13 protein-coding genes are annotated in these 12,712 nt (G+C 71.4%); 12 read left to right on the top strand and 1 reads right to left on the bottom strand.

The genetic code is table 11. From position 1 onward, the window contains the following. The first annotated feature begins 51 nt into the window (after positions 1–51). The 3 genes from HUW46_RS02420 (at position 52) to HUW46_RS02410 (ending at position 1,778) form a co-directional block, all read left to right on the top strand. The gene (locus HUW46_RS02420) at positions 52–345 is read left to right on the top strand and encodes a DUF503 domain-containing protein (protein ID WP_215549626.1); all 294 of its coding nucleotides are present in this window, start codon (positions 52–54) and stop codon (positions 343–345) included. Between the two features lie 25 nt (positions 346–370). Further along, positions 371–859: a 30S ribosome-binding factor RbfA gene (gene rbfA / locus HUW46_RS02415; protein ID WP_215545702.1), complete on the top strand. Its 489-nt coding sequence runs from the start codon at positions 371–373 to the stop codon at positions 857–859. An 82-nt stretch (positions 860–941) separates the two neighbouring features. Further along, positions 942–1,778, top strand: a complete 837-nt coding sequence (locus tag HUW46_RS02410; RefSeq protein ID WP_254125736.1) for an alpha/beta hydrolase — start codon at positions 942–944, stop codon at positions 1,776–1,778. Here the strand turns inward: HUW46_RS02410 and HUW46_RS02405 are convergent. Further along, a complete protein-coding gene (locus tag HUW46_RS02405) occupies positions 1,775–2,794 on the bottom strand; it encodes a TRM11 family SAM-dependent methyltransferase (protein ID WP_215545701.1) in 1,020 nt (339 codons plus the stop codon). The two genes, HUW46_RS02410 and HUW46_RS02405, sit on opposite strands and share 4 nt — an antisense overlap. 24 nt (positions 2,795–2,818) lie before the next feature. On the opposite strand from HUW46_RS02405, the gene HUW46_RS02400 reads away from it, so the two are divergent. The 9 genes from HUW46_RS02400 (at position 2,819) to HUW46_RS02360 (ending at position 12,647) form a co-directional block, all read left to right on the top strand. Continuing rightward, positions 2,819–3,817, top strand: coding sequence for a DHH family phosphoesterase (locus HUW46_RS02400; RefSeq protein WP_215545700.1), 999 nt, complete (start codon positions 2,819–2,821; stop codon positions 3,815–3,817). Positions 3,818–3,855: 38 nt separating this feature from the next. Continuing rightward, positions 3,856–5,181, top strand: coding sequence for an MATE family efflux transporter (locus tag HUW46_RS02395; protein WP_215545699.1), 1,326 nt, complete (start codon positions 3,856–3,858; stop codon positions 5,179–5,181). A gap of 166 nt (positions 5,182–5,347) precedes the next feature. Further along, the gene (locus HUW46_RS02390) at positions 5,348–6,679 is read left to right on the top strand and encodes an MFS transporter (RefSeq protein WP_442860963.1); all 1,332 of its coding nucleotides are present in this window, start codon (positions 5,348–5,350) and stop codon (positions 6,677–6,679) included. 24 nt (positions 6,680–6,703) lie between these two features. Beyond that, the gene (truB, locus tag HUW46_RS02385; protein ID WP_215545697.1) at positions 6,704–7,618 is read left to right on the top strand and encodes a tRNA pseudouridine(55) synthase TruB; all 915 of its coding nucleotides are present in this window, start codon (positions 6,704–6,706) and stop codon (positions 7,616–7,618) included. Positions 7,619–7,627: 9 nt separating this feature from the next. Beyond that, a complete protein-coding gene (locus tag HUW46_RS02380; RefSeq protein WP_215545696.1) occupies positions 7,628–8,590 on the top strand; it encodes a bifunctional riboflavin kinase/FAD synthetase in 963 nt (320 codons plus the stop codon). Positions 8,591–8,711: 121 nt separating this feature from the next. Then, a complete protein-coding gene (locus HUW46_RS02375) occupies positions 8,712–9,212 on the top strand; it encodes a helix-turn-helix domain-containing protein (protein WP_215545695.1) in 501 nt (166 codons plus the stop codon). A gap of 3 nt (positions 9,213–9,215) precedes the next feature. Continuing rightward, positions 9,216–9,758 (top strand): RNA 2',3'-cyclic phosphodiesterase, encoded by a 543-nt coding sequence (gene thpR / locus HUW46_RS02370; RefSeq protein ID WP_331477327.1) that lies wholly within the window; start codon positions 9,216–9,218, stop codon positions 9,756–9,758. A 136-nt stretch (positions 9,759–9,894) separates the two neighbouring features. Further along, on the top strand, positions 9,895–10,164 hold the full coding sequence (gene rpsO, locus HUW46_RS02365; protein WP_215545693.1) for a 30S ribosomal protein S15: 270 nt from the start codon (positions 9,895–9,897) through the stop codon (positions 10,162–10,164). A gap of 227 nt (positions 10,165–10,391) precedes the next feature. Then, the gene (locus tag HUW46_RS02360; protein ID WP_215545692.1) at positions 10,392–12,647 is read left to right on the top strand and encodes a polyribonucleotide nucleotidyltransferase; all 2,256 of its coding nucleotides are present in this window, start codon (positions 10,392–10,394) and stop codon (positions 12,645–12,647) included. Positions 12,648–12,712: the final 65 nt, after the last annotated feature.

Genomic DNA, 12,712 nt, shown 5'->3' with positions numbered 1-12,712 from the left:
GTTCCCCGGCCCCGCCGTTCCCCCGTCCGTTCCGATCCACCTCTGATGCCCATGTACGTAGGTGCGCTCGAGCTCGACCTGTTGCTCGGCGACGTCCATTCGCTCAAGCAGAAGCGCTCCGTGGTCCGGCCCGTGGTGGCCGAGCTCAGGAAGCGCTTCGAAGTGTCCGTCGCCGAGGCGGGCCATCTCGACCTGCACCGTCGCGCCCTGCTCGGCGTCGCCGTGGTGGCGGCCGACGGCGCGCACGTGCGGGACGTGCTGGACAGCTGCGAACGGTTCGTGGCCGGGCGGCCCGAACTGGAGCTGCTGACCGCGCACCGGCGCCTGCTCGGGCCGGACGACTGAGTTTTTCACCAGAAAGGGGTGCGTTGTGGCCGACCCGGCACGCGCGCGCAAGCTCGCCAAGCGGATTTCGCAGATCGTCGCGTCCGCGATCGAGCACGAGGTCAAGGACCCGCGCCTGAACTACGTCACGATCACCGACGCGAAGGTCACCGCGGACCTGCACGACGCGACGGTGTACTACACGGTGCTCGGCGAAAGCCTGAACGCGGCACCGGACTTCCCCGGCGCGGCGGCCGCGCTGGAATCCGCCCGCGGGGTGCTGCGCAGCAAGGTGGGCCAGGGCACCGGTGTCCGGTTCACCCCGACGCTGACCTTCGTCGCGGACACCATCCCCGAGGACGCCCAGCGCATCGAGGACCTGCTGGAGAAGGCCCGCCAGGCCGACGCCGAGGTCGCTCGCCGCGCCACCGGCGCCCAGCACGCGGGCGAGCCCGACCCGTACCGGGTGCCGCGCGAAGAAAACGAAGAAAGCGACGAGGCCGACGAACTCGCCGGGCCCGAGTCGCGAGCCTGACCGCACCCGCAACCAGAGCGCGGGCCCAGGCGTCTAACGTCCATGACCGCGTGTCGGGTGGAGACGGTAGGAGCTGGCTGACTTGGGCAACGAGCTGTCCCGTCGCGGGTTCCTGGCCGCGGGGGCGTCGGTGGCACTGGCCGCGGCGGGCTGTTCGGCCGAGACGCCGCAGCCCGGCCCGCCCGCGGCGCCCCCTCCGGTCAAACCGGCGGCGCTGACCGCGGCGGTCACGGTCGAGCGGGTGGTCTCCGCCGCCCGCAACCAGACCGTGGACCTGGTGTTCATGGTGCCGGACGGGGTACCGGCGACGGACCTGCCGGTCTGCCTCGCCCTGCACGGTCGCGGTGCCAACGCCAGGAACTTCCTCACCCTCGGCCTGCCCCAGGCGCTCACCCAGGTGGTGCGGGACGGGACGCCGCCGTTCGCCGTCGTCGCGATCGACGGCGACCACTACTGGGTGGAAACCGAACCGGGCGACGACCCGCAGCGGATGCTGTCCACCGAGCTGCCCTCGTGGCTGGCCAACCGGAACCTCAAGCAGCCGTCGGCCGTGTTCGGCATTTCGATGGGCGCCTTCGGCGCGCTCCGCTACGCCCGCGATCACCGCGACCTGCGCGTCGCGACGGCGTGCAGCCCCGCGTTGTTCACCAGCTGGGGCGATGCCAAGGCGCGCAAGGTGTTCAAGACCCGCGAGGAGTGGGAAGCCAACGAGCCGCTGCTCCACCTCGACGAGCTGAAACCGATGCCGCTCGGGGTCTGGTGCGGCAACGGCGACCCGTTCGTGAAGGCCGCGCGCAAACTCGCTCAGGGCGCGGCCCCTGCCGAAAGCGCGTTCGCGCCGGGCGGGCACACCGACAAGTACTGGAAGCAGGTCATGCCCGACATCCTGGCGTTCACCGGCAAGCACTTGCGCCGTTAGGGTTTCGTGGCGACGATCAGGTCTCGCAGGATGGCCTGGTCGACGCGGTGTTCGAACTCCGCGAACGGTCCATCGTGGACTCGCAGGCCCGCTTTCGCCAGTGTCGCGGCGAGTTCTTCCCGTGGCAGCACGGTGGTGTTCCAGGAAATGCCCATCGCGCCGCCGGGGCGCAGCACGCGCGTCCACACCGGAACGGCGGCGGCGAGCAGATCGCGCGGGCTCCTGGCCAGCGCGGTGCCGCGGTGGCTGCCGTGCTGCACGCCGTACGGGGCGTCGGTGACCACGACATCGGCCGAACCGGGGCGCAGCACCTGGTCGGCGGTGAGCGTGTCGCAGTTGAAGTAGGCGATCGTGCGGGTGTCGCCCGCCTTGTACCGCTCCTTCGTCGCGCCGTAGGTGACGTCGAGCCTGCGCCCGAGGCGGACCTTGTCGCGCCGCACGGTCATCGTCTCCGCGGTGTGCTTGACCCGCTTGGTGCGCAGCCAGGTCTTCACGAAGTGTTCGTAGGACTCGAAATCCTTGCCGTCGACGTCGAGCCCGATCCCGTCGAAGCCGTACATCATGGCCTGGTTGAGCGTGGTTCCCCTGCCGCACAACGGGTCCAGCACGCGTACCCGGTCGCCTGGCGCGGTGCCCGCGGCGAGCAGGGTGACGTTGAGCAGCAGCTTGGTGAACAGCTCGTTGGTCTTGCCCGCGTACTTCTGGATGGTCAGCAGGTCCGAGTCGAACTCGGCGGCGGGGGACAGGCGCACCGGCTTCAGGTACTCGCCGTCGGATTCGAACAACGCGTACAGCGCCGAAAGGTTCGACAGCAGCGCGATGTCCTTTTCGGACAGTGGTGCCGGGGTGGAGAACGTCACGTAGCCGACGCCGCCGAGATCGCGTTCGCCGACCTCGACCGGCTCGGCGCTCAGCGCGCCGCCGAACACGGCCAGTTCGGCGCGCAGCAGTGCGGGCGAGGAGTCGGCGTAGACCCGGTTGGCGGACGGGTAGACGAGGATCGCGTAGTCGGGCATCGCCGGTGAGCGTAGCTTGCCCGCATGGGAACCTCTCTCCAGCACGACATCGAGCAGGCCGCCGCACTGCTGAGGACCGCCACCGACGTGACCCTGCTCGCGCACGTGCGCCCGGACGCCGACGCGCTCGGCAGCGCGCTCGCGCTCGGCCGGGTGCTGCACCGGCGCGGGGCGAAGGTGCGCGTGTCCTTCGGGACACCGGCCGAAATGCCCGAGAGCCTGCGCCCGCTCGACGTCGACGGGCTCTTCACCCCGCTGGACCGGCTGCCCGAGTCCGAACCGCTGCTCATCGCGCTCGACACGCCGAGTCCCGCGCGGCTGGGCGTGCTCGCGGCCAGGGTGGACACGACCAAGGACGCGGGCGGGGAGGTGCTCGTCGTCGACCACCACGCTTCGAACCTCGGCTACGGCACCCGGCACGTCGTCGACGACGCCGCGGAAGCGACCGTCGTGCTGGTGCTGAAGCTCATCGACGCGCTCGGCGAGGAGGTCGACGCGCCGGTCGCCACGTGCTTGTACGCCGGGCTGGTCACCGACACCGCGGGCTTCCGGCTGGCGAAACCGTCGACGCACCACACGGCGGCGCGGCTGATCGAGGCGGGCGCGGACCCGGCCGCGATCGCGCGCGACATCGTCGACGATCACCCGTTCGCCTGGCTGCCGATGCTGTCCTCGGTGCTGTCCACCGCACGCCTCGAACCCGAAGGCGCGCAAGGGTTCGGATTCGTGCACGCGGTCGTCTCGATCGAGGCCGCCGCGTCGGTGCGGCTGGAGGAGATCGAGGGCGTGATCGACGTCGTGCGGTGCGTCCGCGACGCCGGGGTGGCCGCGGTCCTCAAGCCCGCGGGGCCCGCGGGCTGGTCGGTGTCGTTGCGTTCGGCTGGCCGGATCGACGTCTCGATGGCGGCGAAGGCGCTGGGCGGCGGCGGGCACCGGCTCGCCGCGGGGTGCACCTTGCAGGGGACCGCGGACGAGGCGCTCGCCCGCATCCGTGAGGCGTTGGCCACGGCACCGCTGTTGTAGGTCGGGAACTGTCGGACCCGCTCGTTAAGGTCGGTTCCGTGGCAAGCGCGGTGGTGGACGAGCGGGTACCGGCGAAACGGGTTTTCGGGCTGGCGATCCCGGCGCTCGGCGTGCTCGCGGCGGAACCGCTGTACGTGCTCGTCGACACGGCGGTGGTGGGGCATCTCGGCGCGGTGCCGCTCGCCGGGCTCGCGCTCGGCGGCGTGGTGCTCTCCCAGATCTCCACCCAGCTGACGTTCCTGTCCTACGGCACCACGTCCCGCACCGCGCGGCTGCACGGCGCGGGCAGGCGCGGTGACGCGGTCAGCGAGGGCGTGCAGGCCACCTGGCTCGGGCTGGCGATCGGCGTGGTGCTGCTCGTCGCGGGCCAGCTGCTGGCGGGCCCGATCGTGCGCGCGCTCTCCGGCGACCCCGACGCCGCGGCGGCCTCGGTGTCCTGGCTGCGGATCGCGTTGTTCGGCGCGCCGCTGATCCTGGTCACGATGGCGGGCAACGGCTGGATGCGCGGCGTGCAGGACACCGTGCGCCCGTTGCGCTACGTGCTGCTGGGCAACGGGATCTCGGCCGTGCTGTGCCCGCTGCTGGTGTACCCCGCCGGGATGGGCCTGGAGGGCTCGGCGGTCGCGAACGTGGTGGCGCAGCTGGTTTCCGCGTCGCTGTTCGCACTGGCGCTGGTGCGGGAGAAGGTCCCGCTGCGGCCGCGGCCGAAGGTGATGCGGGCCCAGCTCGGCCTCGGGCGCGACCTGGTGCTGCGCAGCCTCGCGTTCCAGGCGTGCTTCGTCTCCGCGGCCGCGGTCGCCGCGCGCACCTCGACCGAGGCGGTCGGCGCGCACCAGGTGGTCCTGCAGCTGTGGACGTTCCTGTCGCTCGTGCTCGACTCGGTCGCGATCGCGGCCCAGTCGCTGATCGGCGCGGCGCTCGGCGCCGGGTCGGCCGGGCAGGCGAAGGGCGTCGCCACCCAGATCACCCGGTACGGCGCGATCTTCGGCTGCGCGTTGTGCGCGCTGTTCGCGGCCGTGTGGCAGGTGCTGCCGCGCGCGTTCACCACCGATCCCGGCGTGCTCGGCGAAATCCCGCACGCGTGGTGGTTCTTCGTTGCGCTGCAACCCATCGCCGGGGTGGTGTTCGCGCTCGACGGGGTGCTGCTCGGCGCCGGTGACGCGGCGTTCCTGCGCACCGCAACGCTGGTCAGCGCCGGGATCGGGTTCCTGCCGCTGATCTGGGTTTCGCTCGCGCTCGGCTGGGGGCTCGCCGGGATCTGGACCGGGCTGTCGCTGTTCATGCTGCTGCGGCTGGCCGCGGTGGTGTGGCGCTGGCGGTCCGGCCGCTGGGCGGTGGTGGGGGCGCCGCCCGCGCGCGCGTGACGTGTGGGCAATCGCACGCGGGTCACGGCTATGTTTCGGCGTTGCTTAGGCGATACAACTGGTGAGGCGGCAACGAAGACGCTCTCGTGACCGCGTCCGCGCCGGGGCTCGACCAGCGCCCGGCCGACGCGGGGTGCACCGTTCCCGCCCTCGTCCCGCCTGGAGGATCTCCGTGTCGCCCCCGCCCGCCAGGGCTTCCGCGAAGTCGTGGCTGATCTGGCTGACCGCCGCCGCCATCTACCTGCTCGCCGTCTTCCACCGCACCTCCTTCGGGGTGGCGGGGCTGCAGGCGGCCGACCGGTTCGGCGTCGGCGTCGCCGCGCTCGGCACGTTCACCGTGCTGCAGGTCGGCGTCTACGCGGCGATGCAGATCCCGGCCGGGGTACTCGTCGACCGCTACGGCTCGCGACGCGTGCTCACCGCGGCGCTGCTGTTCCTCGGGCTCGGCCAGATCCTGCTCGCGCTCGCCACCTCCTACGGGCTCGGCCTCGCGGCGAGGGCGGTGCTCGGCTTCGGCGACGCGCTCACCTTCGTCAGCGTGCTGCGGCTCATCGCGGCGCACTTCCCCGGCCGCCAGTACGCGGTCGTCACCTCCTTCACCACCGCGCTCGGCTACGTCGGCAACCTCGCCGCGACGGTCCCGCTGACGCTCCTGCTCGCCGGGCCAGGCTGGACGCCGACCTTCCTGACCGTCGGCGTGATCACCGTGCTGTACGCGGTGTTCGCGATCCGCGGGATCCGTGACGCGCCAGGGGAAGCGCGGCCCGTGGCGCGCGAACCGGTGGACGTCAAGGCGCTCGGCCGCCAGGTCGCGGGCGCGTGGCGGATACCGGGCACCCGGCTCGGGTTCTGGGTGCACTTCACCACGATGTTCGCGCCGAACGTGCTGACCATGCTGTGGGGCGTGCCGTACCTGGTGCAGGGCCAGGGGCAGCCGAAGGCGACGGCGAGCGCGCTGCTCACCGTGTTCGTGTTCGGCTCGATGATCGGCGGGCCGGTGGTGGGCAGCATCATCGCGGGCCGCCCGTCCCTGCGGATGCCGCTCGTCGGCGGTTACCTCGTCGGCGCGGCGGCGGTGTGGGCGGTCCTGCTCGGCTGGCCCGGCGCCGTGCCGCTGGGCGTGCTGGTGCCCTCCTTCGCCTTCCTCTCGCTCGGCGGGCCCGCGTCGATGATCGGGTTCGCCCTCGCCAGGGACTACAACCCGCTGCACCGCGTCGGCACCGCGACCGGCGTGGTGAACGTCGGCGGGTTCGTCGCGACGACGGTGGCCGCGCTCAGCGTCGGCCTGCTGCTGGGCTGGACCGGCGGCAACTTCCGGATCGCGCTGCTGGCCGTGGTCGCGGTGCTGGCACTCGGCACGGTCCGGATGCTGGTGTGGTGGCGGCGGACGCGCGCGACGCTGTTCGCCGCCGAGGCCCGCGGCGAGGACATCCCGGTGCGCATCACCCGCCGCCGCTGGGACGCGAGGGAACCGGAAGCCGTCCCCGCCGCCGCGTGAGGACGGCCGGATAGGGTTTCGCCCGTGTCCCACCCGAAAGGTCCCCGTCGTCCCCCGCCACCGCCAGGACTCCTGGTCGTCGACAAGCCGCCGGGGATGACCTCCCACGACGTCGTCGCGCGCGTCCGGCGCATCATGGGCACCCGCAAGGTCGGCCACGCCGGCACGCTCGACCCGATGGCCACCGGCGTGCTCGTGCTCGGCATCGAACGGGCCACCAAGCTCCTCGGGCACCTCGCGCTGGACCGCAAGACCTACCTCGCGACGATCGTCCTCGGCTCCTCGACCACCACCGACGACGCCGACGGCGAGCAACTCGCCGAAGCGTCGGCCGACGCGGTCGCCGCGGTGACCGACGAGGCCGTCGCCGCCGGGATCGCGACGCTGACCGGGGACATCCAGCAGGTGCCCAGCGCGGTCAGCGCGGTCAAGGTCGACGGCAAGCGCGCCTATGCCCGCGTCCGCGCGGGCGAGGAGCTCGATCTGCCGCCGCGCCCGGTCACGGTGTACCGGTTCGACCTCCTCGCCGCTCGCCGCGAAGGGGGCACGATCGAACTCGACGCGGTAGTGGACTGCTCGTCGGGCACCTACGTGCGCGCGCTGGCCAGGGATCTCGGCGCCGGGCTCGGCGTCGGCGGCCACCTCGGCGCGTTGCGGCGCACCACCGTCGGCCCGTTCGCGCTCGCCGCCGCGCGCACGCTCGAACAGCTCGAAGAGAAGCCGGAACTGTCCTTTTCGCTCGACGAGGCGGTCGCGAAGGCTTTCCCGCGCCGCGACGTCGGCACCGGGCTCGCCAAGGCGGTCCAATATGGACAGAGGGTGCCGCCGGCCGGGATCGACGGCACCTACGGGGTGTTCGATCCGAACGGCCGCGTGCTGGCGCTCGCCGTCGACGAAGGCGGCGTGGCCCGTTCGGTCGTCGTGCTCAGCCCGGCATAAGGTGTCACCGTGCAGCGTTGGCGAGGGTTGTCGGATCTCCCCGGTGGGTGGGGTCGGTGCGTGGTCACCATCGGTGTCTTCGACGGGGTGCACCGCGGGCACCAGGCCCTGATCCGCAGAACGGTCGAGGTGGCACGGGAACGCGGGCTGCCCAGCGTGGTGCTCACCTTCGACCCGCATCCGTCCGAAGTGGTCCGCCCCGGCAGCCACCCGGCGCAGCTGACCACGTTGCGCCGCAAGGCGGAGCTCGTGGAAGGCCTCGGCGTCGACGTGTTCGCGGTGCTGCCGTTCACCCCGGAGCTCTCGCGGCTGCCCGCGCACGAGTTCGTGCACGAGATGCTGGTGGACAAGCTGCACGCGGCCGCGGTGATCGTGGGGGAGAACTTCACCTTCGGCGCGAAGGCCGCGGGAGACGTCGCGCTGCTGCGCACGCTCGGGAAGCGGTTCGGGTTCGTCGCGCAGGGCGCCGAGCTCCAGGGCGGCACGCTGCAGCCGGACCAGCCCGCCGAGCCCGGGGAGATCACGTTCTCCTCGACCTACGTCCGGTCGTGCATCGACGCCGGTGACGTCGCCGCGGCCGCCGAGGCGCTCGGCAGGCCGCACCGGCTCGAAGGGATCGTCGTGCGCGGCGACGGGCGCGGCCACGACCTCGGCTACCCGACCGCGAACCTGTCGAGCCCGCGGTACTCGGCGGTGCCCGCGGACGGGATCTACGCGGCGTGGTTCACCCGCGCCAGCGCGCCGGACCGGCCGTTGAAGGCCGCCGTCTCGGTGGGCACGAACCCGACGTTCTCCGGCCGTGAGCGGCGGGTCGAGGCGTTCGTGCTCGACGTCGACGAGGACTTCTACGGCCAGCACGTCGCGGTCGACTTCGTCGAGCGGCTGCGGGGCATGGTGAAGTTCTCCTCGTCGGAGGAGCTGGTGGAGCAGATGGACGACGACGTCGTGCGGACGAGAAAGCTGCTCGGCTGAGCGCCGTCCGGTCGGGTGCATCCGGGTGCACGGCTGCCCGAACCGCGCACGCCGGGGCGCGTCACCTGGCAAGATGCCTTTCCGAACGAGATCGGGAGAAGCTGGTAGGGGAGCGGGAGCTGTGGAGGACCACAAGATCGTCCAGCGGAACATCGAGCTGCAGCGCGAGTGGTACGGGGAGCCGCTCGGGGACAGGGTGCGCAGGCTCGTGGTCGCGTTCGACGTGTCGCAGGCGTTCCTGGCCGAGGTGCTCGGCATCAGCGCGCCGATGCTGAGCCAAGTGATGAGCGGGCGGCGGGCGAAGATCGGCAACCCGGTCGTACTGGCCAGGATGATCATGCTGGAGCGCAAGTGCCTCACCCCCGACGTCGCTTCGGGGCGCCGTGAAGCACTGCTCGCCGCGCTCGAAGACGTCCGCGACGCGCGCCCGACGGTGGGCAGGGACAGCTTCCCGGTCGCCGCCGCGGAAACGCCGTCGCCCGGCTCGACCGAGGACGGGGCGATCCTCGTCGCGCTGCGCGAGGTCGCCGAGCACGAGGACCTCGTCGAAGCGGCCAAGCGGCTCGACGACGACTTCCCCGCGATCGCGGACCTGCTCCGCCGTGCCGGGCGAGGCAGGTAAGCCCTGAGCACGTACTTCACGGCGATCCTGCCGCCGTTCGACGTCACCGTGCCGCTGCGGGCGGAGCTGGCGGTGTACCCCGAGTACGGCTCGCTCCAGCAGGGCCTGCGGTGGTCCCCGCCGGACCAGTGGCACGTCACGCTGTCCTACTACGGCGCGCTGCGCGATCCGGACGGCAGGGCGGAGACGCTGCGCACGGTGTTCGCGCAGTGCCGCAGGCCGACGGTCCGGCTCGCCGGGTCCGGCACCTTCGGCAGAGTGCTGTGGCTCGGCGTCGAGGACCTCGGCGAAGGCGATCTCGACCTGCTCGCGGCCCTGGCGGGCGGTTCGGAGCGCGACTACGTGCCGCACCTGACCGTGGCCAGGGCGGAGACCAGGGTCGACCCGGAATGGACACGGCGGTTCCAGCGTTACGAAAGCGCGTCGTGGACCGTGACCGAGGTGGTGCTCCTGCGCAGTGACCCCGGCCAGGGCGGGCCCGTGTACACCGAGGTCGAGCGGTTCCCGCTGACCGCCGGGCGCGGTGGTCCGGTAGTCGGCTGGTAACCTTGCGAACCGGGTCCGGCTGCAGTCCGTGGCGGCCGTGACCGGCTCACCCGGCGGGCGACACCGTCCGGGCCGCACGGCACCGACGGGTGGCGCGGCCACACGGCCGCGATCACCAGAACACAGGAGAGTAAGCGTGGCGCTGTCCACCGACGAGAAGAAGTCGATCCTCACCGAGTACGGCGTGCACGACTCGGACACCGGATCGCCCGAGGCGCAGGTCGCCCTGCTGACCAAGCGGATCACGGGCCTCACCGAGCACCTCAAGACGCACAAGCACGACCACCACTCGCGTCGCGGCCTGCTGCTGCTGGTCGGCCGCCGCCGCAGGCTGCTGAACTATGTGGCCAAGGTGGACATCGAGCGCTACCGGTCGCTGATCCAGCGCCTGGGCCTGCGCCGATAGCACGTTTCGAGGGGGAGTGACCGGTACGGTCGCTCCCCCTCGGTACAAAGAAGACCGAAAACACCGGTCGCGCGTCGCGTCACGAGAACACGTTCGCCGGTCCTCGGTAGTGGTTCCCGGGAGAGGTCCCGGGGGCTTCGATCGAAGACCGGCCTCACTCTCGGGCGTGGGGTAGCCAAGGGCTGGCACCCCGGCGCGACCGCAGAGAAAAAGAGGAGAAACACCCTATGACCGACTCCACCGGAGTCACCGTGCACGAAACCGAAGCCGTGCTCGACAACGGCCGGTTCGGCACCCGCACCGTCCGCTTCGAAACCGGCAGGCTGGCCAAGCAGGCCGCCGGCGCCGTCGTCGCATATCTGGACGAAGAGACCATGCTGCTGTCGGCGACCACGGCGTCGAAGCACCCGAAGGAGCACTTCGACTTCTTCCCGCTGACCGTGGACGTCGAAGAGCGCATGTACGCCGCGGGCCGCATCCCTGGCGCGTTCTTCCGCCGCGAGGGCCGCCCGTCCACCGACGCGATCCTCACCTGCCGCCTGATCGACCGCCCGCTGCGCCCGTCGTTCGCCGACGGTCTCCGCAACGAGATCCAGGTCGTCATCACCGTGCAGAGCCTCAACCCCGAGGACCCGTACGACGTGCTCGCGATCAACGCCGCCTCGGCGTCGACGCAGATCGCGGGCCTGCCGTTCTCCGGCCCGGTCGGCGGCGTGCGCGTCGCGCTGATCGAGGACCAGTGGGTCGCGTTCCCGACCTGGTCGCAGCTGGAGAAGGCGACGTTCAACATGGTCGTCGCGGGGCGCATCGTGGGCGATGACGTCGCGATCATGATGGTCGAGGCCGAGGGCACCGAGCACACGCTCGACCTGATCGCCGCGGGCTCGAAGGCGCCCAACGAGGTGTCCGTCGCCGAGGGCCTCGAAGCCGCCAAGCCGTTCATCAAGGTGCTGTGCGAGGCGCAGCAGCGCCTCGCCGCCGAGGCCGCGAAGCCAACCGGCGAGTTCCCGCTGTACCCGGCCTACGAGCAGGACGTCTACGAGGCCGTCGCGGCGATCGCCAGCGACGACCTGGCCAAGGCGTTGCAGATCCCCGGCAAGCAGGACCGCGACACCGCGACCGACCAGGTCAAGGCCGCCGTGCTGGAGAAGGTCGGCCTCGGCGAAGGCGAAGCCTTCGAAGGCCGTGACAAGGAGATCGGCGGGGCGTTCAAGGCCCTGACGAAGAAGATCATGCGCCAGCGCGTGCTCACCGAGAAGATCCGGATGGACGGCCGCGGCCTGACCGACATCCGCCAGCTCTCGGCCGAGGTCGCGGTCATCCCGCGCGCGCACGGCTCGGCGCTGTTCGAGCGCGGCGAGACCCAGATCCTGGGCGTCACCACGCTGAACATGCTGCGCATGGAGCAGCAGATCGACTCGCTGTCCCCGGAGACGACGAAGCGGTACCTGCACCACTACAACTTCCCGCCGTTCTCCACCGGCGAGACCGGCCGCGTCGGTTCGCCGAAGCGGCGCGAGATCGGCCACGGCATGCTCGCCGAGCGCGCGCTGGTGCCGGTGCTGCCGAAGCGGGACGAGTTCCCGTACGCGATCCGCCAGGTGTCCGAGGCGCTCGGGTCGAACGGGTCCACCTCGATGGGCTCGGTCTGCGCGTCCACCATGGGCCTGTACAACGCGGGCGTGCCGCTGAAGGCACCGGTCGCGGGCATCGCGATGGGCCTGGTCTCCGACGAGGTCGACGGCGAGACCCGCTACGTGGCGCTCACCGACATCCTCGGTGCCGAGGACGCCTTGGGCGACATGGACTTCAAGGTCGCGGGCACCAAGGACCTGATCACCGCGCTGCAGCTGGACACCAAGCTCGACGGCATCCCGTCCGAGGTGCTCGCCGCCGCGCTGAACCAGGCGAAGGACGCCAGGCACACCATCCTCGAGGTGATCGCCGAGGCGATCGACGGCCCCGACGAGATGAGCCCGTTCGCGCCGCGCGTGACGAGCGTGAAGATCCCGGTCGACAAGATCGGCGAGGTCATCGGGCCGAAGGGCAAGATGATCAACTCGATCACCGAGGAGACCGGCGCCGACATCTCGATCGAGGACGACGGCACGATCTACGTCGGCGCGGCGGACGGCCCGTCGGCGGACGCGGCGATCGACAAGATCAACGCGATCGCCAACCCGCAGCTGCCGAAGGTCGGCGAGCGGTTCCTCGGCACCGTGGTGAAGACGGCCGCGTTCGGCGCGTTCGTCTCGCTGCTGCCGGGCAAGGACGGCCTGGTGCACATCTCCAAGCTGGGCAACGGCAAGCGCATCGGCAAGGTCGAGGACGTGGTGAACGTCGGCGACAAGCTGCGCGTGGAGATCGCCGACATCGACAACCGCGGCAAGATCAGCCTGATCGTCGTGGCCGACGAGGACGCGAAGCCCGCCGAGGGTGACGCGCCGAAGACCGACGACGCCGAGAAGGCCGAAGCCAAGTAAGTCCGAACAGGACAGCAGTTCCGCGAAGGCCTCCCGCGCGCGTGTTTTCGCCGCGCGGGAGGCCT

It is taken from the genome of Amycolatopsis sp. CA-230715 (assembly GCF_018736145.1).
Taxonomy (GTDB): domain Bacteria; phylum Actinomycetota; class Actinomycetes; order Mycobacteriales; family Pseudonocardiaceae; genus Amycolatopsis.
The sequence above is the reverse complement of the archived record's forward strand: the minus strand, read 5'-3'. Positions and strand labels throughout refer to the sequence as shown.

Excerpts from the sequence above, each read along its gene's own strand:
- HUW46_RS02360 (WP_215545692.1), top strand. The coding sequence starts at position 10,392 with ATGACCGACTCCACCGGAGTCACCGTGCACGAAACCGAAGCCGTGCTC.
- HUW46_RS02420 (WP_215549626.1), top strand. The coding sequence starts at position 52 with ATGTACGTAGGTGCGCTCGAGCTCGACCTGTTGCTCGGCGACGTCCAT.
- HUW46_RS02400 (WP_215545700.1), top strand. The coding sequence starts at position 2,819 with ATGGGAACCTCTCTCCAGCACGACATCGAGCAGGCCGCCGCACTGCTG.
- HUW46_RS02405 (WP_215545701.1), bottom strand. The coding sequence starts at position 2,794 with ATGCCCGACTACGCGATCCTCGTCTACCCGTCCGCCAACCGGGTCTAC.